Raw genomic sequence first — 15,165 nt, 5'->3', positions numbered from 1 at the left:
GTATATCAATGCGTCTGGCTTGCCTTTATACTACCGCGCGTTTGTTTATAAACTGCCCAAATGACACTAAATGGGAAATCTCCAGTGAAGTTCGTAAAGTATTTATTGATCCTTGCAGTATGTTGCATCCTGCTGGGAGCAGGCTCGATTTATGGTCTCTATCGCTATATTGAGCCGCAACTACCTGACGTCGCGACGTTAAAAGACGTGCGTTTGCAGATTCCGATGCAGGTTTATAGCGCGGAGGGTGAACTGATCGCGCAGTATGGCGAGAAACGTCGAATTCCGGTCACGCTCAACCAAATGCCGCCCGTCATGGTGAAAGCCTTCATCGCTACGGAAGACAGCCGCTTTTACGAGCACCACGGTGTGGACCCTGTCGGGATCTTCCGTGCAGCAAGCGTCGCGCTGTTCTCTGGCCATGCGTCGCAGGGGGCGAGCACCATTACTCAGCAGTTGGCGAGAAACTTCTTCCTCAGTCCGGAACGGACGCTAATGCGTAAAATCAAGGAAGTGTTCCTTGCCATCCGCATTGAGCAACTTCTGAGTAAAGACGAAATCCTCGAACTCTATCTGAACAAAATCTACCTCGGTTACCGTGCCTACGGCGTAGGTGCCGCAGCACAGGTCTATTTTGGTAAAACCGTTGACCAGCTTAGTCTGAGTGAAATGGCGGTCATTGCCGGCCTGCCAAAAGCCCCTTCTACGTTTAACCCGCTTTATTCCATGGATCGCGCCACAGCGCGACGTAACGTGGTTCTGTCGCGTATGTTGAGCGAAGGGTATATCACCCAGAATCAGTACGATCAGGCGCGTAACGAAGCCATTGATGCGAATTACCATGCGCCGGAAATCGCGTTTTCTGCCCCCTATTTGTCAGAAATGGTGCGCCAGGAAATGTACAGCCGGTACGGTGAAAATGCCTATGAAGATGGCTATCGCATTTACACCACCATCACCCGCAAAGTCCAACAGGCGGCTCAACAAGCCGTTCGCAACAACGTTCTGGACTACGACATGCGCCACGGCTATCGCGGCCCGGCGAATGTCTTGTGGAAAGTGGGTGAAACCGCCTGGGACAGCAAAAAAATTACCGACACGCTGAAAGCGCTGCCTACCTACGGGCCATTGCTCCCGGCCGCGATCACCAGCGCCACACCGCAAGAAGCCACGGCAACACTGGCGGATGGAACGTCGGTATCACTGCGTATGGACGGGATTCGCTGGGCGCGTCCGTACCGCTCAGATACACAACAGGGCCCCACGCCGCGTAAAGTGACTGATGCCGTACAAGCCGGTCAGCAAGTCTGGGTTCGTCAGGTGGGCGATGCCTGGTGGCTGGCGCAGGTGCCGGACGTTAACTCCGCGCTGGTTTCCATTAATCCGCAAAATGGTGCGGTAATGGCGCTGGTCGGTGGTTTTGACTTCAATCAGAGCAAATTTAACCGTGCCACCCAGGCGCTGCGTCAGGTGGGATCGAATATCAAGCCGTTCCTCTATACCGCCGCGATGGATAAAGGTTTAACCCTGGCGAGCATGTTGAACGACGTGCCCATTTCACGCTGGGATGCCGGTGCCGGTTCTGACTGGCGCCCCAAAAACTCACCGCCGCAGTACGCCGGTCCGATCCGTTTACGTCAGGGTCTCGGTCAGTCGAAGAACGTGGTTATGGTGCGTGCCATGCGCGCAATGGGCGTCGATTACGCAGCAGAATATCTGCAGCGCTTTGGCTTCCCGGCGCAAAACATCGTGCATACCGAATCGCTGGCGCTGGGTTCCGCATCCTTCACGCCGATGCAGGTAGCGCGGGGCTATGCCGTTATGGCAAACGGCGGCTTCCTGGTCGATCCCTGGTTCATCAGTAAGATTGAAACCGACCAGGGCGGCGTCATATTTGAAGCGAAGCCGAAAATTGCCTGCCCGGAGTGTGATATTCCGGTCATTTATGGCGATACGCAAAAATCGAACGTCCTGGAGAACAGCAACGTCGAAGATGTCGCCATTTCTCAGGAGCAGCAAAACGCCACTGTGCCGATGCCACAGCTTGAACAGGCAAACCAGGCGCTGGTTGCCCAAAGCGGTACACAGGAGTATGCCCCGCACGTGATTAACACGCCGCTGGCGTTCCTGATGAAAAGCGCGCTGAACACCAATATCTTCGGCGAACCCGGCTGGATGGGTACTGGTTGGCGAGCGGGCCGCGACCTGCAGCGTCGGGACATCGGCGGTAAAACCGGTACCACTAACAGCTCGAAAGATGCCTGGTTCTCCGGATACGGTCCTGGCGTGGTAACGTCGGTGTGGATTGGTTTTGACGATCACCGCCGCGATCTGGGACGCACGACGGCATCCGGGGCGATCAAAGATCAGGTCTCCGGCTATGAAGGCGGAGCGAAGAGTGCGCAACCGGCATGGGACGCGTATATGAAGTCCGTTCTGGAAGGCGTACCTGAGCAACCGCTGACGCCGCCGCCAGGGATTGTGACGGTCAATATCGATCGCAGTACCGGTCAACTGGCCAGTGGCGGTAACAGTCGCGAAGAGTATTTCATCGAAGGCACCCAGCCAACACAGCACGCGGTGCATGAGGTGGGAACAACCATTATCGACAATGGTGAGTCGCAGGAACTGTTCTGATCAAAAAAAGGCGCTTCGGCGCCTTTTTTGTTTTTACTGCGTTGCGCTGCCGGGTTATGACCTACAGTCGTCCCTGCCCTTTCAGCCACTCGCGTACCAGAAACAAAGCGCTCACGTTACGCGCCTCATTAAAGTCTGGCTCTTCCAGCAGGTCCATCAAATACAGCAGCGGCCAGCGTACCTGCGGCAGGGGTTCGGGCTCGTCGCCTTCCAGCGATTCCGGATAGAGGCCTTCAGCCACCACGATGTTCATTTTGCTTGAAAAATAGGAAGGCGCCATGCTCAGTTTCTTTAAAAACGTCAGATCCTGCGCACCAAAGCCAACCTCTTCTTTTAATTCGCGGTTCGCTGCCTCAAACACACTCTCTCCGGGATCGATCAGCCCTTTGGAAAAACCCAGTTCGTAGGACTCCGTTCCCACCGCATATTCACGGATAAGAATCAGGTGATCGTCAACGATAGGTACAATCATTACCGCTTCGCGGGTGGACGGACGCATACGCTCATAGACACGTCGCACACCATTGCTGAACTCAAGGTCCACGCTTTCAACGTTGAACAGGCGCGATTGTGCGACAGTTTCTACTTTCAAAATGGTGGGTTTTTGTAATGATTTGCTCATCGTGAGAGTCTTTGCAGTGAAATCTGACGCCATTGTGCGATATGCAGCACGGTTTCGGCAATGTGAATTGCCATTTATTTACATTTATGCAACGCACTTAAAATTAATTCTTATTTCAAATTAAAAGTCAATAGGTTGAAATAACTCCAGGAATTTGCTGATATTCCGCATTTGGTGGTTTTGCTATGATTTGCATTCAATGGGATGCGCTTAAAAATGCTCAAGTTCAACTCCACACTTGCCGATAGCCAACCACAAAATCACGTTTATTGGACAGGGTGCGACTGACCACGCCTGACAGACTTAGTAAGATGGGGAAAGCATGAGCACCATTTTGATTTTTGTAGCTGCTTTGCTGGCCTGCTGTCTACTGGCAGGATGGCTACTCAGGACACGCGCCAGGCGGCGAAGCCTGCCCTGGATCAATGCTTTCCCGGAGGCAGCCACGCGTAAGCTGACGCCCGAAGAGCGCAGCGCCGTTGAGAACTATCTCGACAATCTCAGCCAAATCCAACAAGTGCCAGGACCCACTGGCGCCAGCGCCGCGCCTGTGTCGCTCACACTCAATGCTGAGAGCAACAACGTTATCGTTTTGACGCATTCGATTACGCGTTACGGCATTACCACCGACGATCCCAACAAATGGCGATACTATCTCGACTCGGTTGAGGTTCATCTGCCGCCTTTCTGGGAACAGTACATCAATGACGAAAATAACGTTGAACTGATCCATACCGACAAGCTGCCTTTGGTTATCTCACTGAACGGTCACACGCTGCAGGAGTATATGCAAGAGACGCGTGGCTATGCATTGCAGCACACCGCCTCCACTCAGGCATCGATCCGCGGTGAAGAGAGTGAACAAATTGAATTGCTCAACATTCGTCAGGAAACGCATGAAGAATATGCGTTGAGCCGTCCTGCAGGTCTTCGTGAGGCATTGCTGATTGTCGCCTCTTTCCTGTTGTTTTTCTTCTGCCTGATAACGCCAGATGTCTTTGTTCCCTGGATGGCCGGTGGGGCTATTTTGTTGTCGGCCGCGGGGCTCTGGGGATTGCTTGCGCCGCCATCGAAAACCGCGTTACGGGAAATCCACTGCCTGAGAGGCACCCCGCGTCGCTGGGGGCTGTTCGGTGAAAATAACCAGGAGCAAATCAACAACATCTCGCTGGGGATCATTGACCTGATTTACCCTGCTCACTGGCAGCCTTACATCGCGCAGGATCTCGGTCAGCAAACCGATATTGATATCTATCTGGATCGCCACGTTGTACGCCAGGGCCGCTTTTTATCCCTGCATGACGAAGTCAAAAACTTCCCGCTACAGCACTGGTTGCGCAGTATGATCATCTCCGGAGGTTCCCTGCTGGTACTGCTGATGCTGCTGTTTTGGATCCCGCTGGATATGCCCATCAAATTCACGCTGTCATGGATGAAAGGCGCCCAAACCATTGAAGCCACCAGTGTGAAAAAACTCGAAGAAGCCGGGGTTCGCGTTGGTGATACCCTGCATCTGAGCGGTAAAGGCATGTGTAATATCCATACGCCCGGAAGCTGGACCGCGCAGCCGGGTTCCCCGTTCATGCCCTTTGATTGCTCGCAAATTATCTGGAATGACGCCAAGGCTCTGCCGCTGCCAGAGTCCGAACTTGTCAATAAAGCGACAGCGCTAAATCAAGCCATCAGCCGGCAATTGCACCCCAAACCCGAAGATGATTCGCGTGTCAGCGCCTCGTTACGCTCGGCGATTCAAAAATCTGGCATGGTATTATTGGATGACTTCGGTGACATCGTGCTGAAAACGGCTGACCTGTGCTCTGCTGATGATGAGTGCATACGCCTTAAAAATGCCCTGGTGAACCTCGGCAATAGCAAAGACTGGAATGCGCTGGTTAAACGCGCCAACGCCGGTAAGCTCAATGGAGTCAATGTTCTGCTGCGCCCTGTCAGCGCAGAGTCGCTGGATAATCTGGTGACCACCTCGACAGCGCCGTTTATTTCGCGTGAAACCGCGCGTGCTGCCCAGTCGCTAAACAGCCCCGCGCCGGGAGGATTCCTGATTATCAGTGACGAAGGTAGCGATCTGGTCGACCAGACTTACCCCGCCGTTTCACTGTATGACCACCCGGCTCAGGAGCAATGGGGTGCCTTCCAGCGGTTGGCCCAAATGCTCATGCAAACGCCGTTTAGCGCTGAAGGGATTGTCACCAGTATTTATACCGACGCCAACGGAACGAAGCACATCAGCCTGCACCGTATTCCAGACCGTTCAGGCCTGTGGCGCTACCTCGGTACGACGCTGCTGATGCTGGGTATGCTGGGCAGCGCGATATACAACGGCATACAGGCATTCAGACGCTATCAGCGTAATCGCACCCGCATGACCGAAATTCAGCAATACTACGAAAGCTGCCTGAACCCGAAACTGATCGCTTCCCCTGAAAGCCTCATCTGATAACACGCCCGTGCGGCAGGGTATGCTACCCTGTCGCGCAAATTGCTTCACTCAGGAGAGAACCCATGCACATTGATATCGCCTGGCAGGACGTGGACACCGTTTTGTTGGATATGGACGGCACGCTGCTTGATCTCGCGTTCGATAACTATTTCTGGCAAAAACTGGTGCCGGAAACCTACGGCGCACAGCACGGAATCTCTCCACAAGAAGCCCAGCAATTTATTCGCCAGCAGTATCAAGACGTACAGCATACGTTAAACTGGTACTGCCTGGATTACTGGAGCGAACGGCTGGGGCTGGATATCTGCGCCATGACGACGGAACAGGGACCGCGCGCCGTTCTGCGCGATGATACCGTTCCGTTTTTGGATGCGTTAAAAGCAAGCGGTAAACGCCGTATTTTGCTCACCAATGCGCATCCACACAACCTGGCGGTGAAGCTTGAGCATACCGGTCTGGCCTCACACCTTGATTTATTACTTTCCACCCACACATTTGGTTATCCCAAAGAGGATCAGCGGTTATGGCACGCTGTGGCTGAAGAGACGGGAATGAACGCGGAGAAAACGTTGTTTATCGATGACAGCGAGCCGATTCTCGACGCCGCCGCCCAATTTGGCATTCGTTACTGCCTCGGTGTGACCAATCCCGACTCCGGCATCGCGGAAAAGCAGTATACTCGCCATCCGTCACTGAATGACTACCGCCGATTGATCCCCTCGCTGATGTGAAGGAGTCGCCATGAAAGAGAAGCCCTCTGTTGAGGTCAGGCTGGATAAATGGCTGTGGGCTGCCCGTTTTTATAAAACCCGCGCCATCGCTCGTGAAATGGTGGAAGGCGGTAAGGTGCACTATAACGGGCAGCGCAGTAAGCCGAGTAAAATTGTCGAGCTGAATGCCACCCTGACGCTGCGCCAGGGTAATGACGCGCGCACGGTCATCATCAAAGCGATTACCGAGCAACGCCGCCCGGCAAGCGAAGCCGTCGCGCTGTACGAAGAGACGGCAGAAAGCGTAGAAAAACGCGAAAAAGTCGCGCTGGCGCGTAAGCTTAATGCGTTGACCATGCCGCACCCGGACAGGCGCCCGGATAAAAAAGAACGCCGCGACCTGTTACGATTTAAACACGGCGACAGTGAGTAACTGTCACCTGCAAGAGAGATGATTATGCCGCAACATGACCAATTACACCGTTATCTGTTTGAAAACTTTGCCGTACGCGGCGAGCTGGTGACCGTATCGGAAACCCTGCAACAGATCCTCGAGAATCATAGTTATCCGCAGCCGGTGAAAACCGTGCTGGCCGAACTGCTGGTTGCGACCAGCCTGCTCACCGCAACGCTGAAATTTGCAGGTGATATCACCGTGCAACTGCAGGGTGACGGTCCGATGAGCCTGGCGGTGATCAACGGAAACAACAACCAACAGATGCGTGGCGTCGCCCGCATTCAGGGCGACATTCCTGAAAATGCTGATCTGAAAACATTGGTCGGCAACGGTTATCTGGTCATCACCATCACGCCAGAAGAAGGCGAACGTTACCAGGGCGTGGTTGGTCTGGAAGGCGACACGCTGGCGGCATGCCTGGAAGACTATTTCCAGCGCTCGGAGCAGTTACCCACACGCCTGTTTATTCGCACGGGCGACATCGAAGGTAAACCGGCGGCGGGCGGTATGCTGTTGCAGGTGATGCCAGCACAGAATGCCCAAACGACTGATTTTGATCATCTGGCGACGCTGACGGAAACCATCAAAACTGAAGAGTTATTGACGCTGCCTGCAACCGAAATACTGTGGCGTCTGTATCACGAAGAAGAGGTCACGCTCTACGATCCGCAGGACGTTGAGTTCAAATGCACCTGTTCACGTGAACGTTGTGCGGGCGCGCTGAGAACACTGCCGGATGAAGAGGTCGACAGCATCATTTCTGAAGAAGGCGAGATCGATATGCACTGCGATTATTGCGGCAGCCACTATCTGTTCAACGCGATGGACATTACTGAGATCCGCAACAACGCCTCTCCTGCCGATCCGCAAGTCCATTAATCGCGTGTAAAACGCCGGTTGGCGACGCGACAGAGTCTCTTAAAGGCCGGGTGTGCGGTAACATCGCCCGGCATTCCTCACATTTTTCTCGCTGCCTCTCACCTATTATTTCGACGTGAATCGATAATTTAAATTTTGTTGTTACGTAATTTTCTTCTATGAATGCGATTACAGTCACAATATTCCCGCCAAATACACTTCTGTTTAACGTTTTAAGAACATTTTCCACAACAAAAAAGTGTTTCCTGCCATAATAATCGCCGCTTCGTGACAGGAGTTGCAGCGTTTTCAGTCACTCGTGATTTTTTCCAGATGCGTAAATCTATGAGCCTTGTCGCGTTAAATAAACCCTAAAAAACCTTAATATTTCAGGTAATACATCTTGGCTAAGGAGCAGTGAAATGCGTGTGAACAGTTTAACCCCGCAAGATCTCAAGGCTTATGGTATCAATGACGTTCAGGATATCGTTTACAACCCAAGCTACGAAACGCTTTACCAGGAAGAGCTCGACCCTTCCCTGGAAGGCTATGAGCGTGGTGTGCTAACGAACCTCGGCGCCGTTGCTGTTGATACCGGTATCTTTACCGGACGTTCGCCAAAGGATAAGTACATTGTTCGTGATGACACCACGCGTGATACGCTCTGGTGGTCCGACAAAGGCAAAGGGAAGAACGACAACAAACCGCTCGCTCAGGAAACCTGGCAGCATCTGAAAGGTCTGGTGACCCAACAACTCTCTGGCAAGCGTCTGTTCATCGTTGATGCCTTCTGCGGTGCCAACGCCGATACCCGCCTTTCTGTGCGCTTTATTACGGAAGTTGCCTGGCAGGCTCACTTCGTCAAAAACATGTTTATCCGCCCGAGCGATGAAGAACTGGTCAGCTTCAAACCTGACTTTATCGTGATGAACGGCGCGAAATGCACCAACCCGCAATGGAAAGAACAGGGATTAAACTCTGAGAACTTCGTGGCATTCAACCTGACCGAACGCATTCAGTTGATTGGCGGTACCTGGTACGGCGGTGAAATGAAGAAAGGGATGTTCTCAGTGATGAACTACCTGCTGCCGCTGAAAGGCATTGCGTCCATGCACTGCTCCGCCAACGTGGGCGAGAAAGGCGATGTCGCGGTCTTCTTTGGTCTTTCCGGCACTGGCAAAACCACCCTCTCTACCGACCCGAAACGTCGTCTGATTGGCGATGACGAACACGGCTGGGATGACGACGGCGTGTTTAACTTTGAAGGCGGTTGCTACGCGAAGACCATCAAGCTGTCTAAAGACGCTGAACCGGAGATCTATAACGCAATCCGCCGTGATGCGCTGCTGGAAAACGTGACGGTCCGCAACGACGGCACCATTGATTTTGATGATGGTTCCAAAACCGAGAACACCCGCGTTTCTTACCCGATCTATCACATCGATAACATCGTCAAGCCAATCTCCAAAGCGGGTCATGCCACTAAAGTTATCTTCCTGACCGCTGATGCGTTCGGCGTGCTGCCGCCGGTTTCCCGTCTGACTGCAAACCAGACGCAGTACCACTTCCTGTCTGGCTTTACCGCTAAGCTGGCAGGGACTGAGCGCGGCGTCACTGAACCTACGCCGACCTTCTCCGCCTGCTTCGGCGCAGCATTCCTGTCGCTGCACCCGACACAGTACGCAGAAGTGCTGGTGAAACGTATGCAAGCCTCAGGCGCGCAGGCATACCTGGTGAACACCGGCTGGAACGGTACTGGTAAACGTATCTCCATCAAAGATACTCGCGCCATCATCGATGCCATCCTGAATGGTTCCCTGGACGACGCGGAAACCTTCAGTCTGCCGATGTTTGACCTGGCAATCCCTACCGAACTGCCGGGCGTGGACACGCGCATTCTTGATCCACGTAATACCTACGCGTCACCAGAACAGTGGCAGGAAAAAGCATCCGCGCTGGCAAAACTGTTCATTGAGAACTTCGAGAAATACACCGATACCCCAGCAGGCGCAGCGCTGGTGAGCGCCGGTCCGAAGCTGTAAGTCGAATGTGCCGGATGGCGGCATAAATACCTTATCCGGCTTACCACAACACGAACGTAGGCCTGATAAGCACAGCGCCAGCAGGCTATTCAGAAAAACGAAGGGAGGCATTTAGCCTCCCTTTTTTACACGTCAGTTCTACACGTCCTTGATTGACGCCGGAATGCGAGCCATCGGAACCGGCAGCCAGGCGCGAATAGAGAGTCCGCCCCGCTCACTGGTGCCAATCTCCAGCATGCCGTTATGGTTATCAACGATACGCTGCACAATCGCCAGACCCAACCCGGTACCGCTGGTGCTGCGGGCGCTATCGCCGCGTACAAACGGCTGGAACAGGTGTTTGCGCTGCTCCGGCTTAATCCCCGGACCGTCATCCTCAACCTGGAACCAGGCGCGATGAGGTTCCGTCCCGCTACTGACTTTAATCCAGCCATTACCATAGCGTGCCGCGTTGACCACCATATTGGCGACCGCACGCTTAATCGACAGCGGATGCATCTTCACCAGAATAGTGCCTGGCTGTAACCCAGTGTCGATTTCGCGCTCGTAACCGCTTTCCGCGGCAATGACTTCGCCCAGCACGGCATTAAGATCGGCCATCTCCATCGGCATTTCCTGCCCGGTACGCAGGTAGTCGATAAACTGCTCGATAATGGCGTTGCACTCTTCGATATCTTTGTTGATGGACTCCGCGAGGTAACCGTCCTCTTCGCCCATCATCTCAGTGGCCAGACGAATACGCGTCAGCGGTGTACGCAGATCGTGACTCACCCCCGCCATCAGCAACGTGCGGTCATCGGCCAGTTGCTTCACGCCCGCCGCCATATGGTTAAAGGCTCGGGTCACGGAGCGCACCTCCGACGCGCCATACTCACGCAGCGGCGGTGGAATAATGCCCTTCCCGACCTGCAACGCCGCATGTTCGAGATCCACCAGCGGTCGGTTCTGGATACGAATAAACAGCCATGCGCCACCTATCGCCATGAGCATTATCGCCAGCGTATAGCGAAACAGTGGGGAGAAATCGCCCTGATGGATTTCAGTCAGCGGCACACGAACCCAAATGTTGGGCGATAGCCAGGTTTTTAGCCAAACGACGGGCGAGCTTTTGTTGACCTCGACGCGTACTTCCGTGGGGCCACCCAACTGCTGCGCCATCTGATGGCTTAAGAATTCATAGTGTTGCGCCCAACGAAGGCCAGCCTCTTCGGCGGCTTCGTTGGAGTAAAGAGAAATGCCCAGCTCACGGTAAATTTCCCGGCGGAACGCGGGAGGCACAACGAGCTGCGTGCCGTCCTCCAGTTGCAGTTTATCCGTCATCAGCATACGAACTTCGTAGGCCAGGACCTTATTAAACTGCTGGAGGCTCGGCAGAATCGCAAAGTTCAGCACCACCAGATAGGTCGTCACCAGGCTGACAAACAGCAAAGTGACGATGAGTAGCAACGTGCGGGCAAATGAACTTCGTGGCGAGAAGCGCATTCGCCTCATGCTTTAGAACCGTCCGGCACAAAGACATAGCCCAGACCCCAAACGGTCTGAATATAACGTGGGTGCGCCGGATCTTCTTCCACCATGCGACGCAAACGCGAAATCTGCACATCGATGGAACGTTCCATTGCGGAGTATTCACGACCACGCGCCAGGTTCATCAGTTTGTCGCGCGACAGCGGCTCACGCGGGTGGCTCACCAGCGCCTTAAGAACCGCAAACTCACCGCTGGTCAGCGGCATCGGCTCATCTTCGCGGAACATTTCGCGGGTGCCCAGATTCAGTTTGAACTTACCGAAAGCAATGACCGCTTCTTCCTGAGAAGGGGCGCCAGGCAACTCGTTCGCCTGACGACGCAGCACTGCGCGAATACGCGCCAGCAGTTCACGCGGGTTAAACGGTTTAGGAATATAGTCGTCAGCACCGATTTCCAGCCCCACAATGCGGTCAACTTCCTCACCTTTGGCGGTCACCATGATGATCGGCATCGGGTTGCTCTGGCTACGCAGACGACGGCAAATTGACAGGCCATCTTCACCTGGCAACATTAAATCCAGTACCATGAGATGGAAGGATTCGCGGGTTAGCAGACGATCCATCTGCTCAGCGTTGGCGACGCTTCGAACCTGGAAGCCCTGCTCGGTCAGATAACGCTCCAGAAGCGCGCGCAAACGCATGTCGTCATCTACCACCAGAATCTTATAATTCTCTTGCATTGTTTGTACTCCCAAAGGTTCGCAACAATTGTAAGTGTGTATTCTTAAGAAAGCTCACGTTCGTCACCAGTGAATTCTGGTATGAATTCCAGGCTAAATTGTTACAAAGCATATTTAACAGCAGCTTAAGTATACAATGAAACTTGCGGCACATTATTTATTCTGTTGATTACGTCGCGTAATACTAATTGTGCGCATAATCACAGCGTCGAAGGTAAATCAATAAGATGAAAACGCCCCTGATTACCCGGGAAGGGTACGAAAAACTCAAACAAGAGCTAAATTATCTCTGGCGTGAAGAGCGCCCTGAAGTCACAAAAAAAGTGACCTGGGCCGCAAGTCTTGGCGACCGCAGCGAGAATGCCGACTACCAGTATAATAAAAAGCGACTGCGTGAGATCGACCGCCGCGTCCGTTATCTCACCAAATGCATGGAAAATCTCAAAATTGTCGACTACTCCCCGCAGCAGGAAGGCAAAGTGTTCTTCGGCGCATGGGTGGAAATCGAAAACGACGACGGTGATACCCGTCGCTTTCGTATCGTCGGTTATGATGAAATTTTCGGCCGTAAGGATTACATCTCTATCGACTCGCCGATGGCGCGCGCGTTGTTGAAAAAAGAAGTGGGCGATCTCGCCGTGGTGAACACGCCTGCGGGAGAAGCGAGCTGGTACGTTAATACGATCGAATACGTAAAATGAGCAGGAACAATCCGAAGCCCCTGTGGATGACTGGCATTTTTGCCAGTCAGTCCGTATAACTATTCCCTGATTTTTACTCAGTAGATGAAGCCAATCCATGATGAATGATTCTTTCTGCCGCATTATTGCGGGCGAAATTCAGGCACGCGCCGAACAGGTAGAAGCTGCCGTTCGCCTGCTTGACGAAGGGAACACCGTGCCGTTTATCGCACGTTATCGTAAGGAAATCACCGGCGGTCTGGATGATACGCAACTGCGTAACCTGGAAACGCGTCTGGGGTATTTACGCGAACTGGAAGACAGACGTCAGTCGATCCTCAAATCTATTTCCGAGCAAGGCAAACTGACCGATGAGCTGGCAAATGCCATCAACGGTACGTTAAGTAAGACCGAACTCGAAGATCTCTACCTGCCTTATAAACCGAAGCGCCGTACCCGTGGACAAATAGCCATCGAAGCAGGCCTTGAGCCGCTGGCCGATCTGCTGTGGACCGACCCGTCCAACGACCCGGAAGCAGAAGCCGCCAAATACATCGACGCCGAAAAAGGCGTGGCTGACACCAAAGCGGCACTCGACGGAGCGCGCTACATCCTGATGGAGCGTTTTGCCGAAGACGCCGCTCTGCTGGCGAAAGTACGTGATTATCTGTGGAAAAACGCCCACATCGTGGCGACCGTGGTGGCAGGCAAAGAGGAAGAAGGCGCGAAATTCCGCGACTACTTCGACCATCACGAACCGATCTCCTCCGTTCCGTCTCACCGCGCGTTGGCAATGTTCCGCGGTCGTAACGAAGGCGTATTACAGCTCTCGCTGAATGCCGATCCGCAGTTCGATGAGCCGCCGAAAGAGAGCCACGGCGAACAGATTATCCAGGACCACCTCGGCCTGCGCCTGAACAACGCCCCGGCGGACAGCTGGCGTAAAGGCGTAGTGAGCTGGACATGGCGTATTAAAGTGCTGATGCACCTCGAAACCGAGCTGATGGGAACCGTGCGCGAGCGCGCGGAGGATGAAGCGATTAACGTCTTCGCCCGTAACCTGCACGATCTGCTGATGGCAGCGCCTGCCGGTCTGCGCGCCACTATGGGTCTCGATCCGGGTCTGCGTACCGGCGTGAAGGTCGCTGTTGTCGACGGTACCGGCAAACTGGTCGCCACCGACACCATTTACCCGCATACCGGTCAGGCAGCGAAAGCCGCCGTCGCGGTTGCCGCGCTGTGCGAAAAATACAACGTCGAACTGGTCGCCATCGGCAACGGCACCGCATCACGTGAAACGGAGCGTTTCTTTCTCGACGTACAGAAACAGTTCCCGAAAGTGACCGCACAAAAGGTGATCGTCAGCGAAGCCGGTGCATCCGTTTACTCGGCTTCCGAACTGGCTGCTCTGGAATTCCCGGATCTCGACGTTTCGCTGCGCGGCGCGGTTTCTATCGCCCGACGCCTGCAAGATCCGCTGGCCGAGCTGGTAAAAATCGATCCGAAATCCATCGGTGTGGGCCAGTACCAGCATGACGTCAGCCAGACTCAACTCGCCCGTAAACTGGACGCCGTAGTCGAAGACTGCGTAAACGCCGTCGGTGTCGATCTAAACACAGCATCCGTGCCACTGTTAACCCGCGTGGCGGGTCTGACCCGGATGATGGCGCAGAATATCGTGAGCTGGCGTGATGAGAACGGCCAATTCCAGAACCGCCAGCAGTTGCTGAAGGTAAGCCGTCTGGGGCCAAAAGCCTTTGAACAGTGCGCGGGCTTCCTGCGTATCAACCATGGTGACAACCCGCTGGATGCGTCCACGGTTCACCCGGAAGCGTACCCTATCGTTGAACGCATTCTGGCGGCCACCGAACAGTCCTTGCGCGACCTGATGGGCAACAGCAGCGAGTTACGTAACCTGAAAGCGTCTGACTTTACTGACGAACGCTTCGGGGTGCCGACCGTCACCGATATCATCAAAGAGCTGGAAAAACCGGGTCGCGACCCGCGTCCGGAGTTTAAAACCGCTCAGTTTGCCGATGGTGTAGAGACCATGAACGATCTGCTGCCTGGCATGATCCTGGAAGGCGCAGTCACCAACGTGACCAACTTTGGCGCGTTTGTGGATATCGGCGTCCATCAGGACGGACTGGTGCATATCTCTTCCCTGTCGAACAAGTTCGTCGAAGATCCTCATACCGTGGTGAAAGCGGGCGACATCGTTAAAGTGAAGGTGCTGGAAGTGGATCTGCAACGTAAGCGTATTGCCCTGACCATGCGTCTGGACGAACAGCCCGGTGAAACGAACGCCCGTCGCAGTAGCGGCAGTAACGAACGTGCCCAGGGCAATCGCCCGGCGGCAAAAGCGGCAAAACCACGCGGTCGCGACGCTCAACCTGCCGGTAACAGCGCCATGATGGACGCACTGGCCGCAGCGATGGGTAAAAAACGCTAACGCCGGTTTTGTTTGCGTCTTCCTGCTTCTGGCACGGCTCTC

The 15,165-nt window shown here is 54.1% G+C and carries 11 protein-coding genes; 8 read left to right on the top strand and 3 right to left on the bottom strand.

Features of this window, described 5'->3' with window-relative positions:
• Positions 1-84 precede the first annotated feature (84 nt).
• A complete protein-coding gene (mrcA, locus tag AC07UY_RS06005) occupies positions 85-2,637 on the top strand; it encodes a peptidoglycan glycosyltransferase/peptidoglycan DD-transpeptidase MrcA (RefSeq protein ID WP_494700817.1) in 2,553 nt (850 codons plus the stop codon).
• Positions 2,638-2,698: 61 nt separating this feature from the next.
• Here mrcA and nudE read toward each other — a convergent pair whose 3' ends face one another.
• Entirely contained in the window at positions 2,699-3,259 is a 561-nt protein-coding gene (nudE, locus tag AC07UY_RS06000; RefSeq protein WP_494659728.1) for an ADP compounds hydrolase NudE, read from the bottom strand.
• Positions 3,260-3,581: 322 nt separating this feature from the next.
• On the opposite strand from nudE, the gene igaA reads away from it, so the two are divergent.
• The 5 genes from igaA (at position 3,582) to pckA (ending at position 9,784) form a co-directional block, all read left to right on the top strand.
• On the top strand, positions 3,582-5,714 hold the full coding sequence (gene igaA / locus AC07UY_RS05995) for an intracellular growth attenuator protein IgaA (protein ID WP_494659727.1): 2,133 nt from the start codon (positions 3,582-3,584) through the stop codon (positions 5,712-5,714).
• Positions 5,715-5,779: 65 nt separating this feature from the next.
• On the top strand, positions 5,780-6,448 hold the full coding sequence (yrfG, locus tag AC07UY_RS05990) for a GMP/IMP nucleotidase (protein WP_494659726.1): 669 nt from the start codon (positions 5,780-5,782) through the stop codon (positions 6,446-6,448).
• 10 nt (positions 6,449-6,458) lie between these two features.
• Positions 6,459-6,860 (top strand): ribosome-associated heat shock protein Hsp15, encoded by a 402-nt coding sequence (hslR, locus tag AC07UY_RS05985; protein WP_276293637.1) that lies wholly within the window; start codon positions 6,459-6,461, stop codon positions 6,858-6,860.
• Positions 6,861-6,884: 24 nt separating this feature from the next.
• Entirely contained in the window at positions 6,885-7,763 is an 879-nt protein-coding gene (hslO, locus tag AC07UY_RS05980) for an Hsp33 family molecular chaperone HslO (RefSeq protein ID WP_490469433.1), read from the top strand.
• Positions 7,764-8,164: 401 nt separating this feature from the next.
• Positions 8,165-9,784: a phosphoenolpyruvate carboxykinase (ATP) gene (gene pckA / locus AC07UY_RS05975; RefSeq protein WP_494700818.1), complete on the top strand. Its 1,620-nt coding sequence runs from the start codon at positions 8,165-8,167 to the stop codon at positions 9,782-9,784.
• 138 nt (positions 9,785-9,922) lie between these two features.
• Here the strand turns inward: pckA and envZ are convergent, their stop codons facing one another.
• Together envZ and ompR are read right to left on the bottom strand one after the other, a co-directional pair.
• Positions 9,923-11,275 carry a two-component system sensor histidine kinase EnvZ gene (envZ, locus tag AC07UY_RS05970; RefSeq protein ID WP_276293634.1) on the bottom strand — a complete coding sequence of 451 codons (1,353 nt, stop codon included), beginning with the start codon at positions 11,273-11,275 and terminating at the stop codon, positions 9,923-9,925.
• A complete protein-coding gene (gene ompR / locus AC07UY_RS05965; RefSeq protein WP_001157751.1) occupies positions 11,272-11,991 on the bottom strand; it encodes an osmolarity response regulator transcription factor OmpR in 720 nt (239 codons plus the stop codon). Before ompR ends, envZ begins: the two co-directional genes overlap by 4 nt.
• 227 nt (positions 11,992-12,218) lie before the next feature.
• On the opposite strand from ompR, the gene greB reads away from it, so the two are divergent.
• Positions 12,219-12,692, top strand: coding sequence for a transcription elongation factor GreB (gene greB, locus AC07UY_RS05960; protein WP_192610720.1), 474 nt, complete (start codon positions 12,219-12,221; stop codon positions 12,690-12,692).
• 97 nt (positions 12,693-12,789) lie between these two features.
• Positions 12,790-15,123: a Tex family protein gene (locus AC07UY_RS05955; protein ID WP_494700819.1), complete on the top strand. Its 2,334-nt coding sequence runs from the start codon at positions 12,790-12,792 to the stop codon at positions 15,121-15,123.
• Positions 15,124-15,165: the final 42 nt, after the last annotated feature.

This window comes from Citrobacter sp. GW821-FHT02E08 (assembly GCF_059421685.1).
Note: the sequence above shows the minus strand (reverse complement) of the source record. Positions and strands in the feature narration are given on the sequence as shown.

Bases quoted from the DNA above. Each gene is read 5' to 3' on its own strand.
- nudE (WP_494659728.1), bottom strand. From the start codon at position 3,259: ATGAGCAAATCATTACAAAAACCCACCATTTTGAAAGTAGAAACTGTC.
- igaA (WP_494659727.1), top strand. From the start codon at position 3,582: ATGAGCACCATTTTGATTTTTGTAGCTGCTTTGCTGGCCTGCTGTCTA.
- yrfG (WP_494659726.1), top strand. From the start codon at position 5,780: ATGCACATTGATATCGCCTGGCAGGACGTGGACACCGTTTTGTTGGAT.
- hslR (WP_276293637.1), top strand. From the start codon at position 6,459: ATGAAAGAGAAGCCCTCTGTTGAGGTCAGGCTGGATAAATGGCTGTGG.
- hslO (WP_490469433.1), top strand. From the start codon at position 6,885: ATGCCGCAACATGACCAATTACACCGTTATCTGTTTGAAAACTTTGCC.
- pckA (WP_494700818.1), top strand. From the start codon at position 8,165: ATGCGTGTGAACAGTTTAACCCCGCAAGATCTCAAGGCTTATGGTATC.
- envZ (WP_276293634.1), bottom strand. From the start codon at position 11,275: ATGAGGCGAATGCGCTTCTCGCCACGAAGTTCATTTGCCCGCACGTTG.
- ompR (WP_001157751.1), bottom strand. From the start codon at position 11,991: ATGCAAGAGAATTATAAGATTCTGGTGGTAGATGACGACATGCGTTTG.
- greB (WP_192610720.1), top strand. From the start codon at position 12,219: ATGAAAACGCCCCTGATTACCCGGGAAGGGTACGAAAAACTCAAACAA.
- AC07UY_RS05955 (WP_494700819.1), top strand. From the start codon at position 12,790: ATGATGAATGATTCTTTCTGCCGCATTATTGCGGGCGAAATTCAGGCA.